Genomic DNA, 15997 nt, shown 5'->3' with positions numbered 1-15997 from the left:
GCCAGGTCCGGCTCGACCCGCTCGCCCTGGGCCGCGATCCGGCCCCAGCTGCCCAGCGACCGGACCCGCGCGGCGGCGTCCGCCAGCCGCTCCTCGGCGAGCCGGCCGGAGCGCACGCCCGCCACGATGGCGTCGCGCAGCATCAGCACGGTCTCCTCGTCGGCGAGCCCGCCGCCGACGCAGATCGCGTCCGCGCCGGCCGCCAGGGCCAGCACGGTGCCCTCGCCCATGCCGAAGGTGTCGGCGATGGCGCCCATCTCGATCGCGTCGCTGACGATCAGGCCCTGGTAGCCGAGGCCGCCGTCGGCCGGGGCGGCGCGCAGCAGGTCGCGCAGCACGGCCGGGCTCAGGGTGGCGGGCAGCTTCGGGTCCAGCGCCGGGATCATGATGTGGGCGGTCATCACGGCCTTGGTGCCGGCCGCGATCGCCGCCTGGAACGGGATCAGGTCGCGGGCCCGCAGCACGTCCAGGTCGACGTCGATGACCGGCAGGCCGTGGTGCGAGTCCACCGCGGTGTCGCCGTGGCCGGGGAAGTGCTTGGAGCAGGCGGCCACGCCGGCCGACTGCAGGCCCTCCACCCAGGCGCCGGTGTGCCGGGCGCACAGCTCGGGGTCGGCGCCGAAGGAGCGGACCCCGATGACCGGGTTGCGCGGGTTGGAGTTGACGTCCGCGGTGGGCGCCCAGTTGTAGTTGACGCCGGCCGCGGCCAGCGCCCGGCCGAGCTCGCGGGCGACGTCCCGGGTCAGCGCCGGGTCGTCGATCGCGCCGAGCGCGAGGTTGCCGGGCCAGGACGAGCCGGAGCCCGCCTCCAGCCGGGTGACGTCACCGCTCTCCTCGTCGATGGCGATCAGCAGGTCGGGGTTCTCGGCGCGCAGCGCCCGGGTGAGCGCGGACAGCTGGTCGAGGTCGACCACGTTGCGGTCGAACAGCGCGACCGAGCCGAGGCCCGCGGCCAGGTGGCGGCGCAGCCACTCCGGCGGCTCGGTGCCGACGAACCCGGGCTGGAGGACGGTCAGGGCGTCGCGGTGCAGCTGGTCGCTGTCCGCGACGGTGGGTACGAGGATGCTCACGTGGACTCAGCCCTTCACGGCGCCGTCGGTCATGCCGCTGACCGCCTTGCGCTGCAGGAAGATGAACAGGATCAGGATCGGCACGGCGAAGAGCGTGGACGCGGCCATCGTCGCGCCCCAGTCGGTGCCGAACGCGGTCTGGAACGAGGAGAGCCAGAGCGGGAGCGTCTGCGCCATCTCCTTCTTGTTCAGCATGTTGACCAGCGGGAACTCGTTCCACGCGGTGATGAAGCCGAACAGCGAGGTCGACATCAGACCGGGGGCGAGCAGCGGGAAGATCACCTTCACGAAGGCCTGGGTGCGGGTGCAGCCGTCCACCATGGCCGACTCCTCCAGCTCCTTGGGCACGGCGGCGATGAAGCCGCGCAGCGTCCAGATCGTGAAGGGCAGCACCATCATCAGGTAGAAGGCGGTCAGGGGCACCAGGCTGTTGAGCATGTCGTTGTCGCGGACGATCAGGTAGGCCGCGATGACCATGACCTCCCAGGGCGCCATCTGGGCGGCCATCACCACCAGGACGAAGCTCTTGCGGCCGCGGAAGCGCATCCGGGCGATCGCGAAGGCGGCCAGGGTGGCGATCACCAGCGAGCCGAGCACCGCGCCGACGGTGACGATCAGGCTGTTGGTGACGTACGTCCAGAAGTGCGGGACGTTGACGGCCCGGTCGAAGTGCTCGAAGGTGCCGTCCAGCGGCAGGAAGACGGGGTCCCGGCTGACGATGTCCTTGTTCTGCTTGAACGCCGTCGAGAACATCCAGTAGACGGGGAAGATGAAGAAGACGAAGAGGACGACCGCGATCAGGTTCGGCCAGGTGCGTCCGAAAAGCGAGCGCCTCACAGCTCGTCCTCCTGCTTGAGAATGATGCGGAAGTAGTAGGCCATCAGCGCGGCCAGCATCAGGATGGTGAGCACGGCGATGGCGGAGCCGACGCCGAAGTGCTGGGACCCGATGCCTTCGAGGAAGGCGTGCACCGGCAGGGTGCGGGTCAGGCCGTCCGGTCCGCCCTTGTTGATCAGGTAGACCTGGGTGAAGGCCTTGAACACCCAGATGACTTCCAGGAAGGTCGTGGCCAGGAGGAACGGCTTCATGATCGGGTAGATCACCGAGCTCCAGATCTTGGCCGAGCCGGCGCCGTCCATCCGGGCGGCCTCGTAGAGCTCCTTGGGGATCGTGGTCAGGCCCGCGTACATGTTGAACGCCACGAACGGGACCGACTGCCACACGATCAGCAGGATGATCACGAAGAAGGTGGAGTACTGGCCGCTGGTCCAGTTGAAGTGGGCCATGGAGTGCCAGCCCAGCTTGTCCAGGAACCAGTTGACGACGCCGAAGTTCTGGTCGAAGAGCCAGGTGTAGACGGTGGTCGCGGCGACCACCGGCATCGCCCAGGCCAGCAGCAGGCCGAGCGAGAGCAGCAGCCGCATCCGCTTGCCGAGGATGTTGAGCAGCAGGCCGACCAGCGTGCCGAACACCATGATCAGCACGACGTTGACCGCCGTGAAGACCACCGTGCGCAGGGTGATCGCCCAGAACTCCGAACTGCCGAGCTGGTCGGTGTAGTTGGTGAAGCCCGTCCACTCGGTCAGGTGGTTGATGAACTGCCGCCTGTTGAGGTCCTGGAACGACACCACGGCCGTCTCGACCAACGGCCAGAGCAGCAGGACGAGGGTCGCCGCGATGGCCGGCAGCAGCAGCAGGTAGGGGGCGAACCGGGACGCGAGACTCGGCCCGTCCGACGGTCTGCCGCCGCTCCTCGGGGTGCGCTCGGCACCGGGGGTGGTGGGCCCGTCTGTCGACGCCACCACGGAATTCGTTGGCTCCGGGGACTGTGTCTGCACCCGTTCCGACTGCGCAGCCATCGTTCTCTCTTCCTTGCAAACCCGACCACGACGGAAGGCGTCGCCCACCGGCCCCCCGCCGGGAGCCGGTGAGCGACGCCGCTCGACTGCCTTACTGCTTCTGGTTGAGACGCTTCGCGATCTCGTCGTCGGCCTTCTTGGCCGCGGCGGCGTAGTCGCCGTTCAGCGCGGAGGTCAGGAAGTCCTTGATCGGGTTCGGCTCGTTCTCGACGTTGGTCCAGGTCGGAACGTTCGGGGTGGTCGCGCCGTTGGCCGAGGCCGGCAGGGCGGCCTTGGCGAACTCGCCGGTGACCTTGCTGTTGAGCGAGACCTTGTTCGGGATGAGGCCGGAGGAGGCCATCAGGCCCTCGTTCTTGTCGCTCATGGCGATCTTCAGGAAGCCCTTGGCGAGCTCGGGGTTCTTGCTCTGCTGGGCGATCGCCAGGTTCGAGCCGCCGAGGAAGACGCTGGACGGCTTGTCCGCGGTGGCGCCGGGGAGCGGGAAGTAGCCGATCTTGTCGGCCGCCAGCTCCTCGGGCTTCGGGACCTCCCAGCCGAGGCCGATGATGGTGCCGATGTCACCCTTGGCGAAGACGTCCTTCTGCTGCGGGGTGGCCTCGTCCTTGTCCTTCGGCGCGGAGGTCGAGTGGCTCTGCAGCTTCTTGTAGGTCTCGAACGCCTTCTGGGCCTCGGTGGACGACAGGCCGCCGACCCACTTGTCGCCGTCCTTCTTGGCGAGCTTGCCGCCCTCGCTGTTCAGCAGGCCGAAGTAGACGTACCACTCCTGGCCGGGCATGTAGAGGGCGTCGTTGACGCCGGGGACGGCCTTGACCTTGTCCAGGTCGGCGTAGAACTCCTCCAGGGTCTTCGGCGGGGTGGTGACGCCGGCCTTGGTCCAGATGTCCTTGTTGTAGGTCACCACGCGGTTGGTGAAGTACCACGGGGCGGCGTACTGCTTGCCCTCGATGATCGAGGACTCGTTCAGGTTGGCGGCCCAGTCGGCGCCGCCCAGCTCGGTCTTGTCCTTGGTGATGTCGAGCAGACCACCGGTGGCCGCGTAGCCCGCGGTCTGGGTGTTGCCGATCTCCAGGACGTCCACCGAACCCTCGGAGAGGGCGGCGGTGACCTTCTGGCCGATGCCGTTCCACTTCTGGGTCTGGATGTCGAGCTTGGCACCCGGGTAGGCGGCGGCGAAGTCGGCCTTGACGCTGTCCTCCCAGCCCTTGGGGGCGGAGCCGTCCATCAGCCACACGGTCAGGGTCTTGCCGTCGAAGTTCTTGGCCGCCGAGGACGAGCCGCCCTCGCTCTTCTCGCCGTCCGAGCCACAAGCCGCCAGGCCGACGACCATTGCTGCGACGCCGACCGCCGCGATGAGCTGACGCTTCACGCCATCCTCCTGAGGGATGCCTGGGTTGCCCCCGTCGGGCGGCAGCGGCAGACCCACACAAAGCGGGGGGAAAGGTGCCGCGGACCCCTTCGAACGGGTGGGGGGATTCATAGTTACCGGTCTAGTGGTGTAGACCAGCTGCCTGGAGCTTGGCCTAGACCAATGGGCCTGTCAACGGCTGTTCGACCGATCCCGACCACCCGTTATCAAGCCGACACCGCACATCGTTCATCGCGTGATGAGGTATTCGTTCCGTAGCCATACATGCAACGATGTGAGCCGTTAACGATGTGGCGGGGTCGCTGAAGGCCCCGCGAGAAGCGGGAGAACAGGTCCGATGAGCAGCGACGGGGGATCCACCGCCCAGGTCAACGACCCCGAGGTGAACAACCTCCCGACGCAGGCCGGTACCGACCCGACCGCGCGCGTCCCCAAGTACTACGGCCTGAAGCGGCACCTGCTGCAGCTCACCGAGACCCAGCCCGCCGGCACCCCGGTGCCGCCCGAGCGCGCGCTGGCCGCCCAGTTCGACACCTCGCGCACCACCGTGCGCCAGGCCCTCCAGGAGCTGGTCGTCGAGGGCCGGCTGGAGCGCATCCAGGGCAAGGGCACCTTCGTCGCCAAGCCCAAGGTCGCCCAGGCGCTCCAGCTGACCTCCTACACCGAGGACATGCGGGCCCAGGGCCTGGAGCCCGCCTCCCGGCTGATCGAGATCGGCTACATCACCGCGGACGACCGGCTCGCCCCGCTGCTCGACATCAAGCCCGGCGGCCGGGTGCTGCGGATCGAGCGGCTGCGGCTGGCCAACGGCGACCCGATGGCCATCGAGGTCGCCCACCTGTCCGCCAAGCGCTTCCCGGCCCTGCGCCGCAACCTGGCCAAGCACAACTCGTTGTACGCGGCGCTGCGCGAGGTGTACGGGGTCACCGTGGCCGAGGCCGAGGAGACCATCGAGACCACCCTGGCCAACCCGCGCGAGGCCGGCCTGCTCGGCTCCGACCTCGGCCTGCCGATGCTCCAGCTCTCCCGGCACTCCTTCGACGCCGAGGGCGATCCGGTCGAGTGGGTCCGTTCGATCTACCGCGGCGACCGCTACAAGTTCATCACCCGGCTGAAGCGCCCGGAGTAGCAGCGTCCGGAGCCGCCGCACTCCCCCACCGCACCTCGGGCACCGGCGCGCGCGACCCGCGCGCCGGTGCCTTTCGCGTTTGTGCCTGCGGTCCGCGGCGCTCCTCCGCGTTCACGGCGGCGCGTTTCCGTCGCCCGGGCGGCGCGGATCGGTCGGTTGCGTCCGGCAGGTGGGAAGTTGCGCCAATTCCAGTGACATGGATCACCCCATGCTCTAGATTGCGCAGCCGTACGACCTGACTGCCGATCACCGATGGTGCTGCTCGGCGGGCCCGTACGGCGCTCGGCGCCGGCCGGGCTGCGGCGCCGACGGGGAACCCCTCCGGAGCGGAGCCGAAGATGCCCTCAGATCGCCCCCTCGACGAAGATGTCATGCCCGAGCCAGCCGGGAAACCCGTCCCGGCCGTGACGCCCGAGCGGGTACTGGCCGGACTCGCCCTGCTCGTGCCGATCGTCGCGATGCTCTGGGTGTCCTCGTACGACAAGAAGGACCCGGCGGTGGCCGGGATGCCGTTCTTCTACTGGTACCAGCTGCTCTGGGTGCCGGTGTCGGCCGTGTTCACGGTCGCCGCCTACCTGCTGATCACCCGGGACGAGAAGGCCCGCGCGGCGGCCGCGAAGGGCGGTGCCCGGTGAAGGACGTCAACGTGCCGGCCCTCGTGGTCTTCGTGCTGTTCTTCGCCCTCGTCACCGTGATGGGCTTCCTCGCCTCGCGCTGGCGCCGCGCGGGCGACGCCGCGCACCTGGACGAGTGGGGCCTGGGCGGCCGCAGCTTCGGGACCTGGGTGACCTGGTTCCTGCTCGGCGGCGACCTCTACACCGCGTACACCTTCGTCGCCGTCCCGGCGGCGGTGTACGCGACCGGCGCGGCGGGCTTCTTCGCGGTGCCGTACACGATCATCGCCTACCCGCTGGTCTTCCTCTTCCTGCCCCGGCTCTGGTCGGTCTCCCGGGTGCACGGCTACGTGACCCCGGCCGACTTCGTGCGCGGCCGGTACGGCTCGCGGCCGCTGTCCCTGGTGGTCGCGCTCACCGGCATCCTGGCCACCATGCCGTACATCGCCCTGCAACTCGTCGGCATCCAGGCCGTGTTGGACGTGCTGGGGCTCGGCGGCGGGGAGAACGCCAACTGGTTCGTCAAGGACCTGCCGCTGTTCCTCGCCTTCGGCGTGCTGGCCGCCTACACCTACTCCTCCGGCCTGCGCGCCCCGGCGCTGATCGCCTTCGTCAAGGACGCCCTGGTCTACATCGTGATCATCGTCGCGGTGATCTACATCCCGATCCGGCTCGGCGGCTACGGGCACATCTTCGACACGGTCGGGCAGAAGTTCGGCGCGTCGGGCGGGAAGGCCTCGCTGACCGTCCCGGACAACGCGCAGTGGACGTACGCCACGCTCGGGCTCGGCTCGGCGATGGCGCTGTTCATGTACCCGCACTCGGTGACCGGCGTGCTCGCCTCCAAGTCCCGCAAGACCGTGCGCCGCAACATGGCGATCATGCCCGCCTACTCGCTGATGCTCGGCCTGCTGGCACTGCTCGGCTTCATGGCGCTCGCGGCGGGCGTCGGCAAGGGCGTCAAGGGCTACAACGCCCAGCTGTCGGTGCCCCAGCTGTTCGCGGACATGTTCCCGGACTGGTTCACCGGCGTGGCCTTCGCCGCGATCGGCATCGGCGCGCTGGTGCCGGCCGCCATCATGTCCATCGCGGCGGCCAACCTGTTCACCCGCAACGTCTACAAGGAGTGGTTCAAGCCCGCCGCCACCCCCGCCGACGAGACCCGGATCGCCAAGCTGGTCTCGCTCCTGGTGAAGGTCGGCGCGCTGGTCTTCGTGCTCGGCATGGACAAGCAGGCCGCGATCAACCTCCAGCTGCTGGGCGGCCTGTGGATCCTGCAGACCTTCGTCGCCATCGTCGGCGGCCTGTTCACCCGCTGGTTCCACCACTGGGCGCTGTTCGCCGGCTGGGCGGCCGGCATGGTCTACGGCACCTGGAAGGCGTACGGGATCGCCAGCCCGAAGACCAAGCACTTCGGCGGCAACGCGGCCGAGATCCCCGGCATCGGCGAGATCGGCTACATCGGCCTGACCGCCTTCGCGCTCAACCTGGTCGTCGCGGTGGCGCTCACCCTGGTGCTGCGGGCGGTCAAGGCGCCGGACGGCCCGGACGAGACCAAGCCCTCCGACTACAGCGCCGAAGCCGGCGACGACGAGCTGAAGAACGCGCCGGAGCCCGTAGCGGCGCACTGATTCGCGCGGTACGCGCCCTGTGATCGCGCCGCCTTCTCCGTGAACACTGGAGGAGGCGGCGCGATCATATGTATGAACAGGCGTGCACGCCGGGCACCACCAGACCGGACCGGCATCCGGCCGGAACCTGATCGACCACGGGGAGCTCGCGGCCATGGCAGAACTCGGCACCACCCTCAACGGCCAGCACCAGTCCACCCAGAACCCGCACCACCACGTCACCGCGCAGGGGCAGCACGGGACCACGCAGGGTCAGCACCCCGGCGGCCAGGGGCAGCTCGGCACCGGCCACGGGCAGCACCCGGGCGGTCACGGGCAGCACGCGGCCGCCCACCGCCTCGCGGCGGCCGGCCGGCTGCCGTCCGTGCTGATCGCCACCCGGCACGGGGAGTCGACCGCCAACGTCGAGTTCCAGCTGGCCGAGGCCGCCGGCGCGCTCAGCGTCCCGATCAGCTGCCGCGACGCCGACATCCCGCTGTCGCTGCACGGCCGGCAGCAGGCCCAGGCCCTCGGCCGCTGGTGGGCCGGCCTGCCCAGCGCCGACCGTCCGCGCAGCGTCTGGTGCTCGCCGTACGTGCGCACCGCCGAGACCGCGAGAATCGCGCTCGCCCAGGCCGCCGGGCTCGGCGCCGTCCCGGTCACCCTGGCCGTCCGGTACGACGAGCGGCTGCGCGACCGCGAACTCGGCGTCCTGGAGATGCTGCCGAAGGCCGCGATCGAGGCCAAGCACCCGGAGGAGGCGGCCCGGCGGCGCAAGATGGGCGAGCTGTACTACCGCCCGCCGGGCGGCGAGTCCTGGGCCGACGTCGCGCTGCGGGTGCGCGGCCTGCTGCGGGACCTCTGCGAGGAGGAGGCCGGACGGCCCGTCCTGCTGGTCGCCCACGACTGCACGGTGCTGATGCTGCGCTACGCGCTGGACCGGCTCACCGAGGAGCAGCTCACCGCGCTCGGGCCGGTGCACAACTGCTCCACCAGCCTCTGGCGGGCCCAGGAGGGGCGGCTGCGGCCGGAGGGCTGGAACGGGGTCGAGCACCTGGCGGTCGAGGCGGACTGACGGGCCGCCGGCTCCCGCGTGCGGCGGGACCGGGAGTCGGGCCGGGGGCGGGCCGGGCGTCAGGGGCTCGGCTCGGGGTCAGGCATCCGTACTCGGGTCCGGCATACGGACCGGGTCAGGAATCCGGGTCGGCGAAGCAGCGCCGGTAGGCCAGCGGCGTGGTGCCCAGCCGGCGGCCGAAGTGGTGCCGCAGGGCGGCCGCGTTGCCGAAGCCGCAGCGGACGGCGATCGCGTCCACCGGCTCGGTGGTGGACTCCAGCAGCCGCTGGGCGAGCAGCACCCGCTGCCCGGTCAGCCAGCGGTGCGGGGTGGTGCCGGTCTCCTGCTGGAAGCGGCGGGCGAAGGTGCGCGGCGACATGTGCGCCCGGGCCGCCAGCCGCTCCACGGTGGCCTCCTCGTCCAGGTGATGGCGCATCCAGTCCAACAGCGGGGCGAGCGAGTCGCCGGCCGCCTCGGGCAGCGGCCGGTTCACGAACTGCGCCTGCCCGCCCTCCCGGTGCGGCGCCACCACCATCCGGCGGGCGATCTCCCGGGCCACCTCGGCGCCCTGCACCTTGCGCACCAGGTGCAGGCAGGCGTCGATGCCGGCCGCCGTCCCGGCGGAGGTGATCACCGGGTCGTCGTCCACGTACAGCACGTCCGGCTCGACCGTGGTCAGCGGGAAGCGCGCGGCCAGCTCCCCGCTGTGCCGCCAGTGGGTCGCGGAGCGGCGGCCGTCCAGCAGCCCGGCCGCGCCCAGCACGAAGGCGCCGCTGCAGATGGACAGCACCCGGCCGCCGTCCTCCACCACCCCGCGCAGCGCCGCCAGCAGCGGCTCCGGGTAGCTGCCGCGGATGCCGGCCGCGGTGACCACGGCGAGGTCGGCCCCGGCCAGGCGCTCGGGCCCGTACGGGACGTCCACCGCGAAGCCGGAGTGGGTGGCGTGCGGCCCCGGGCGGGCCCCGGCGATCGCGAAGTCGTAGCCGGGCAGCCCCTCGGGGGTGCGGTCCAGGCCGAACACCTCGCAGGCCACGCCCAGTTCGAAGGGGTGGATCTCCTCCAGCACCACCGCGACCACGTTCTTCAGCAGGCCGTCGCTCCTCACCATGCCGTCCAGGATGCCGTTCGCGCCGGGCGGCGCGGAAGACTCCGGCTGGCAGGATTTCGAGGTGATCGGTCGTTCCTGCCACTCGTGGTCGCCGCGCCGCCCGCGCCACAGTGGTGCGCATGGACAGCGACATCCTCGGCAGCGCACTCGCCCTGGCCGGAGCCGTCGGCGGCTTCGGCCTGCTCGGCGTCCTGATCGGCCGCGAGACCTCCCGCGGCCCGGCGGCCGGCCGCGACAACTACCACCGCCCGGGCGGCTACCCGGCCGACCCGGCCCGCCCCGAGCGGCTGCACGGCGGCGGGCCGGCCGCCCGCGCCGTCCCCACCGTCCGTACCGTCCGTGCCGAGGTCCGTTCGACCCCGGAGGACCACCCCGCGGAGGCCTCCGGCACACTGGCCGGATGGACTTCCTCATCCGCCAGGCCCTCCCGGAGGACCTCGCCGACGCCGACCGGATCACCGTCGAGGCCTTCGTCGGCGACGGCTACACCAAGCCCACGAGCGGCTACGTCGAGCAGCTGCGCGACGCCGGCCGACGGGCCCGGGAGGCCGAACTCCTGGTCGCCGTCGACCCGGCCGGAGCCGGGGTCCTCGGCTGCGTGACCTTCGCCGTCGGCGGCACCGCGTGGGCGGACATCGCCTCCCCGCGGGAGGGCGAGATCCGGATGCTCGCCACCGCCGCCGCCTCCCGCGGCCGCGGCGTCGGCGAGGCCCTGGTCCGCGCCACCGTCACCCGCAGCCGCGACCTCGGCCTGGCCGGCATGGCCTTCTCCACCCGCCCGGAGATGACCGCCGCCCACCGCGTCTACGAACGCGTCGGCTTCCGGCGCACCCCCGAGCGCGACTGGGCCCCGTACCCGGGGATGGACCTGATGGTCTACACCATGGCCTTCTGACGACGGGCCCCGCGGCGGCCGCTGAGCGGCCGTCGGACCTCACCGGCGTTTCCCCTGGTCGGTGACCGACAGACGATCAACAGGCGTCTTTTGATATAAACCACAGATCAAGACGTGTCCTCTGGACACGTCGCGACAGTCGATCGACCCCGGGGGAACAGACCACATGGACGACGGGCCCGGCCTCGGCGCGTCCGCGAGCGGACCCACGCTCCAGGACATGCGCAGGAGCAGGGGCTTCGAAGCCCCCGCCACCAGCCGCTACGCGATCCCCGCGCCGACCCCGGAACCCCGCGGTCCGCTGCCGCCCTCCGTCCGCTTCAAGGCGGTCGACGGTCTGCGCGGCCTGGCGATCGCGTCGGTGCTGCTGTACCACACCAACTGGTTCCAGAACGGCCTGTTCGGGGTGGACGTCTTCTTCGTCCTCTCCGGCTTCCTGGTCACCCTGGTGCTGGTCCGCGAGCTGGACCGCACCGACGGCATCCGGCTCGGCGTCTTCTACCGCCGCCGGGCCAAGCGGCTGCTGCCCGGCCTGTTCGCCACCATCATCCTGGTGGTGGGGCTGTCCGCCCTGGTCAGTCCGCTACGGGACGTCAGGGACCTCCGTCCGCAGGCGCTCGCCGCGCTCGCCCAGATCGCCAACTGGGCCCAGCTGTCCCGCGGTGACGCCTACTGGCAGCACTTCGCCTCGATCGACCCGCTCGCGGCCATGTGGTCGCTCAGCATCACCGAGCAGTTCTACGCGGTCTGGCCGCTGCTGCTGCTCATGGTCTACGGGATCTGCCGCCGTTCGATCCGCGCGGCCGGCCTCGTCACCGCCGGACTGTTCGTCGTCTCGGCGCTGATCGCCCCGCTGCTGTGGAACGGCCACAACAGCGACCGCCTCTACCTCGGCACCGAGACCCGCGCGGTCGGCTTCGCGGCCGGCGCCACCGCCGCCTTCGGGGTCTACCTGCGGCTGCGCCGCAAGGCCCGCGCCGGCGACGGCGGGCCGCGCTCCCGCTCGCGCGTGCCGGCCGGCCCCGTCCTGCCCACCGTGGTCGGCGTCGCGGCCCTCGGCGGGCTGGTCTGGGCCAGCCTCTCCGTCGGCAACTACCACGAGCCGTGGCTCTACCGGGGCGGGCTGGCCGTGGTCGCGGCCCTGGCCGCCGTCCTCACCGTCTCGCTCTGCCAGGAGCGGGGACCGCTGGTGTGGCTGATGTCGCTGCCCCCGCTGCGGCTCACCGGCACCATCTCCTACAGCCTCTACCTGCTCCACCTGCCGGTGTACTGGCTGCTCCAGCACTTCGTCGACGACATCTCGCCGAAGCGGCTGCTGCTCATCGGCGCACCGGTCTCCTGGGTGCTGGCCTGGCTGCTGCACACCGGCACCGAGAAGCTCCGGGTGCTGCGCTGGCGGGCCTTCCCGGCCGTCCCGCTGGTGGCCGTCACCGCCGCGGTGGCCACCACCGGCGCCTGGTACCTGCCCGCCTGGGTGGCGCACGACATGAAGTCCGGGCCGGGCGGCCGGCCGATGGTCCTGCTCCTCGGCGACTCCTTCTCCCAGGACCTCTCCACCGGCCTGTACCGGCACGGCGACCGCTACCGCGTCGTCGACGGCGGGATCAGTGGCTGCGGGGTGTTCGGCTCGGAGAAGGTCCGCACCACCTCCCAGGAGGAGTTCGAGACCAGCCAGGAGTGCCGGGACCGGGCCGCCGCCTGGGACCGGCAGCTCGGCACCGGCCCGCAGGCCGTCGTGGTCCACCTCGGCTGGGACGCCGCCGAGCAGTACCTCGACGGCAGCTGGCTCAACCCGTGCGACGAGGACTACCGGACCCGCTACGGCACCCAGCTCTCCCAGGCCGTGGACCAGATCCGCCGCCGCGCGCAGGGCGCCCAGGTGCTGCTGATGAACGAGCGGGTCGAGAACGGCGCCATCAACAAGACCTGGGGCACCTGCTACAACCAGCAGATCGCCGACTTCGCGAAGGCCTCCGGCGGCGCCGTCCGGCTGCTCGACCTCAACACCTTCTACTGCCCGTACGAGACCTGCGCCTGGAAGGACGAGAAGGGCCACCTGGTCTCCCCGGCCAACGACGGGGTGCACCTCACCGCGGCCGGCATGCGGTTCGTCACCCCGTGGCTGGAGAAGGAGATCGCGGGCGCACTGGCCGGCGCGGCGCCGGACCGGCCCGCCGCGGTGCCGACGCCGACTCCCACGCCGACCCCGACCCCGACCCCGACGGCCACGCCCACCCCGACTCCCACGCCGACGCCCACCCCGACCCCGACGTCGACCGGCAAGCCGACCGCCCACACCCCGGCGAAGTCGCCCACCCGGACCCCGACCGCCAAGGCGACCGGCCCCCAGGGCGACGGGCACTGACCGGCGGCGCCGGGGCCCCGGGGCGGCGGGGCCCCGGCGGCTGCGCGCCTCAGGAGGGCGGCAGCTCGTAGGACTGCGCGAAGCAGTTGCGGATCGCCTGCTCGGAGGCGGGGCGCCCGGCGAAGTCCATCCGCGGGGTGTCCTGGTTGGTCGGCAGGGTCGGGTCGATGCCGAAGTAGAGCGACCAGAAGTACACCCCGCCCAGCTTGCGCTCCTGCGCCACCTGGCAGACCGCGGTGAACCAGGCGGCCTGGACGGGCTCGTTCAGCTCCCGCTTGGTGTAGAAGTCGCCGGGCGTCTTGTAGGCGCCCTTCTGCGCCGGGATGCCCACCTCGGTGAGCTTGGTGGCCGGCTGCGGCCCCGGGCCCCGCTTGTCGAGCCAGCTCTGCCAGCTGGCCACCAGGTCGGCCACCGGGGCGTCGTCGCCCGCCGACTTGGCGGGGAAGTAGGCGTCCACGCCGGTCCCGTCGGTCGGCAGCGGGAGCGGCCCCTTGGACCAGTTGTCCCAGTTGGCGTCGTACACCAGCTGGCCGCGGAAGGCCTTCCGGGCCTGCTCGATCAGGCCCGGCCAGTGCGGGTCGTTCTCCAGCGAGTTGAACTCGGTGCCGATGGTGAACTCGGCCGCGGAGTGCTCCTGGGCGGTCTTCAGGTACGGCGCCAGGAAGGCGGCGTAGCTGGTGAACCAGGCGTCCTTGTCGGTGGGCGCGATGTTGCCGCGCCACACGCCGGTGGCGGAGTAGTTGAACACCTCCTCGTCCAGGATCGGCCGCACGGTGGTGCGCAGGCCGGCCCGGTGGGCGGTGTCCAGCAGCAGGGCCAGCCGGTCCGGGCTCGGGGTGGTCGGCCGGGCGGCGACGGCGTTCGACCTGGGCCCCGTGGTGTAGTACGGGAACGTCACCGACAGGGAGTTGGCGTTCAGCCCGACCACGTACTTCACGATGCGGTCGACCTTGCCCTGGACGAAGCTGTCCGGGTCCGCCGGGTCGTCCAGCCAGTACACCTGCACGCCCCACTCGGGGCTGCCCTTGGTCCACGGGCGGGCCACCTTGGGGCCGGTGTCCTCCACCGGCGGCGCGTCCTTCCCGAAGCCCCAGACCCGGCCCTGCTCGGCCGGTTCGCCGGCCCAGTGCACCGCGGTGGGGCGCTGGCGGTCGAACTTGATCGGGTGGTCCCCCCAGACGATCGGGATGCCGACGGTCACGGCGACCACCACGGTCGGAAGGATGAAGATGACGGGACGCTTCACGGTCGTGACCTCCGATCAGGCCGGCTTGGCGATGACGACGAACTTGTTCTCCTCGCGCTTCAGGAACTTGATCAGTCCCCGGAGCCCGCCCCAGCCCTCCAGGAAGGAGAACAGCGGGATGCCCGCCACCACGACGATCGGCTCCCACCACTTGCGCCGGTGGTTGGCCGAGGCCACCACGTTCAGCCGCAGGCCCTCCCAGTACGTCCAGATGACGTAGGCGAAGTTGATCGCCCAGACCAGCACCACGGACTGGGTGACCGGCGAGGTGTTCCAGGTGCCGGTGAACCACGCCACCAGCAGCACCAGGCCGACGTGCTGCAGCGGGCCCAGCACCCAGCTGACCATGCCCATCCCGATGAACAGCCGGTACCGCAGCGGGATGGTCTTGTTGAAGCAGAGCGCGACCAGGCCCCAGGCCCAGCGCTCGCGCTGCTTGAGGAAGTCCTTGACGCCGGCCGGCGAGGCGCCGTAGCAGCGGCCGTTGAACCAGTCGCTGCGGCCGGGGTAGCGCTGGCAGAAGTTGAGCGCCATCTGGGCGTCCTCGACGATGGTCTTCGGTCCGAAGTCCCAGCCGATGGTGGCCTCCACCGAGGAGCGCACGATCAGCAGCTCGCCGTGCACGCCCGCGATCGGGGTGCCGGTGCCGGTCATCGCGCGGAAGCGGGCGATGTCGTCGGCCGGGCGGATCGCGTCGGCGAGCCAGGTGAAGGTGGAGACGGCGTTCTCGCGCGGGTACGTCAGGATGCCCTGCGCCATGTGCTTGGCGTCGTCCCCGGCCCGGCGCTGCCGGTTGACGAACTGGGCGACGGCGGCGGCGGTGTCCGGGCCGACGCCGGTGTCGTCGTCCATGTGCAGCACCCAGACGTCGTCCTCGGCCTCGCCCTCCTCGATCCGCAGCTCGTGAGAGTAGTGGTTGGCGCGGGCCTTGAACTTGGTCCCGTTGGGCGTCTCGTACGCCTTCGGGACGGTCACCACCCGGATCAGCGGGTGGCGCTCGGCCAGCTCGTCGATCTTCTCCGCGGCGGCGCAGCCCTCCTCGGTGAGGATGTCCACCCGCATCCACGGGAAGTAGGGCGGCAGGTGCTCGACGTACGAGAGCACCGAGCGCTCCAGCGCCGGGTAGGTGTCGTGGCGGCCGATGGTCGGCACCAGCACGATCAGGAAGTCGTCCTCGACCGGCGCGGCCGGGGTCATCCGGCTGACCTGGCGCAGCCGGCGGCGGACCATCAGCACGCCCTGGAAGCCGATCAGCACGCCGAACACCGGCATGCCCCACAGGATGGTGATCGCCCAGCCGAGCGGGGTCGGGTTGGGCACGTACGCCCACACCGAGAACGCGAAGATGATCGCGAAGGACACGTAGAACGGCGCCACCCGGGGCTTCCACGACATCTGTCGCTCGGCGAGCCGGGCGGCCTCGCGGGACGTGGTCAGCACGGTCCGCTCGGCGGTTGTCGATGACATGGCGAAAGCAGTTCCTCGTCTGGTGTCGTCTCGGCCCCCGGGCGGGGCAGGGATCGTTCGTGGGCGGTCGGCCCGGTGGCGTCAGCCCTGGGGCGGACGGTCCGCGGGCGGCGGCCCGTCCGCCCGCTCGGCGCGTCGGCGCTGACGTCGGTGACGCCCGGCAGGACGGCGAGCCCGGCGCTGACGGTCTTCTCGCAGTGGCCGCAGCTCATGC

General features: G+C 71.3%; 14 protein-coding genes. 6 read left to right on the top strand and 8 right to left on the bottom strand.

Going from position 1 to position 15997, the window contains the following annotated elements:
* The 4 genes from ABZW03_RS22670 to ABZW03_RS22655 all read right to left on the bottom strand — a co-directional run.
* Positions 1 to 1070, bottom strand: a 1070-nt coding sequence (locus ABZW03_RS22670; RefSeq protein ID WP_355261107.1) for a glycoside hydrolase family 3 protein, incomplete at its 3' end; no start/stop codon positions are given.
* Positions 1071 to 1076: 6 nt separating this feature from the next.
* Positions 1077 to 1907, bottom strand: a complete 831-nt coding sequence (locus ABZW03_RS22665; RefSeq protein ID WP_355261104.1) for a carbohydrate ABC transporter permease — start codon at positions 1905 to 1907, stop codon at positions 1077 to 1079.
* Positions 1904 to 2872 (bottom strand): sugar ABC transporter permease, encoded by a 969-nt coding sequence (locus ABZW03_RS22660; RefSeq protein WP_355261101.1) that lies wholly within the window; start codon positions 2870 to 2872, stop codon positions 1904 to 1906. The genes ABZW03_RS22665 and ABZW03_RS22660 overlap by 4 nt, the downstream gene beginning before the upstream one ends.
* A 148-nt stretch (positions 2873 to 3020) precedes the next feature.
* Positions 3021 to 4295, bottom strand: coding sequence for an extracellular solute-binding protein (locus ABZW03_RS22655; protein WP_355261098.1), 1275 nt, complete (start codon positions 4293 to 4295; stop codon positions 3021 to 3023).
* Between the two features lie 337 nt (positions 4296 to 4632).
* Here ABZW03_RS22655 and ABZW03_RS22650 point away from each other — a divergent pair, with 337 nt between their 5' ends.
* The 4 genes from ABZW03_RS22650 (at position 4633) to ABZW03_RS22635 (ending at position 8723) form a co-directional block, all read left to right on the top strand.
* Positions 4633 to 5424: a GntR family transcriptional regulator gene (locus ABZW03_RS22650; RefSeq protein ID WP_355261095.1), complete on the top strand. Its 792-nt coding sequence runs from the start codon at positions 4633 to 4635 to the stop codon at positions 5422 to 5424.
* A 371-nt stretch (positions 5425 to 5795) separates the two neighbouring features.
* On the top strand, positions 5796 to 6059 hold the full coding sequence (locus tag ABZW03_RS22645; RefSeq protein WP_355261092.1) for a DUF3311 domain-containing protein: 264 nt from the start codon (positions 5796 to 5798) through the stop codon (positions 6057 to 6059).
* A complete protein-coding gene (gene mctP, locus ABZW03_RS22640; protein ID WP_355261089.1) occupies positions 6056 to 7669 on the top strand; it encodes a monocarboxylate uptake permease MctP in 1614 nt (537 codons plus the stop codon). The genes ABZW03_RS22645 and mctP overlap by 4 nt, the downstream gene beginning before the upstream one ends.
* A 154-nt stretch (positions 7670 to 7823) precedes the next feature.
* Positions 7824 to 8723, top strand: a complete 900-nt coding sequence (locus ABZW03_RS22635) for a histidine phosphatase family protein (protein ID WP_355261086.1) — start codon at positions 7824 to 7826, stop codon at positions 8721 to 8723.
* Between the two features lie 115 nt (positions 8724 to 8838).
* Here the strand turns inward: ABZW03_RS22635 and ABZW03_RS22630 are convergent, their stop codons facing one another.
* The gene (locus tag ABZW03_RS22630; RefSeq protein ID WP_355261110.1) at positions 8839 to 9792 is read right to left on the bottom strand and encodes a helix-turn-helix domain-containing protein; all 954 of its coding nucleotides are present in this window, start codon (positions 9790 to 9792) and stop codon (positions 8839 to 8841) included.
* Positions 9793 to 10210: 418 nt separating this feature from the next.
* On the opposite strand from ABZW03_RS22630, the gene ABZW03_RS22625 reads away from it, so the two are divergent.
* On the top strand, positions 10211 to 10705 hold the full coding sequence (locus tag ABZW03_RS22625) for an N-acetyltransferase (RefSeq protein WP_355261083.1): 495 nt from the start codon (positions 10211 to 10213) through the stop codon (positions 10703 to 10705).
* Between the two features lie 220 nt (positions 10706 to 10925).
* A complete protein-coding gene (locus ABZW03_RS22620; RefSeq protein ID WP_355261080.1) occupies positions 10926 to 13070 on the top strand; it encodes an acyltransferase family protein in 2145 nt (714 codons plus the stop codon).
* Between the two features lie 49 nt (positions 13071 to 13119).
* On the opposite strand, the gene ABZW03_RS22615 is transcribed toward ABZW03_RS22620, so the two are convergent.
* The 3 genes from ABZW03_RS22615 to ABZW03_RS22605 are packed head-to-tail and all read right to left on the bottom strand — an operon-like array spanning position 13120 to position 15995.
* Entirely contained in the window at positions 13120 to 14316 is a 1197-nt protein-coding gene (locus tag ABZW03_RS22615; protein ID WP_355261077.1) for a hypothetical protein, read from the bottom strand.
* 15 nt (positions 14317 to 14331) lie between these two features.
* The gene (locus ABZW03_RS22610) at positions 14332 to 15783 is read right to left on the bottom strand and encodes a glycosyltransferase family 2 protein (protein ID WP_355261074.1); all 1452 of its coding nucleotides are present in this window, start codon (positions 15781 to 15783) and stop codon (positions 14332 to 14334) included.
* Complete coding sequence (locus ABZW03_RS22605) at positions 15750 to 15995, bottom strand: heavy-metal-associated domain-containing protein (RefSeq protein ID WP_355261071.1); 246 nt, start codon at positions 15993 to 15995, stop codon at positions 15750 to 15752. The genes ABZW03_RS22610 and ABZW03_RS22605 overlap by 34 nt, the downstream gene beginning before the upstream one ends.
* Positions 15996 to 15997 lie beyond the last annotated feature (2 nt).

It is taken from the genome of Kitasatospora sp. NPDC004799 (assembly GCF_040609095.1).
Taxonomy (GTDB): domain Bacteria; phylum Actinomycetota; class Actinomycetes; order Streptomycetales; family Streptomycetaceae; genus Kitasatospora.
Note: the sequence above shows the minus strand (reverse complement) of the source record. Positions and strands in the feature narration are given on the sequence as shown.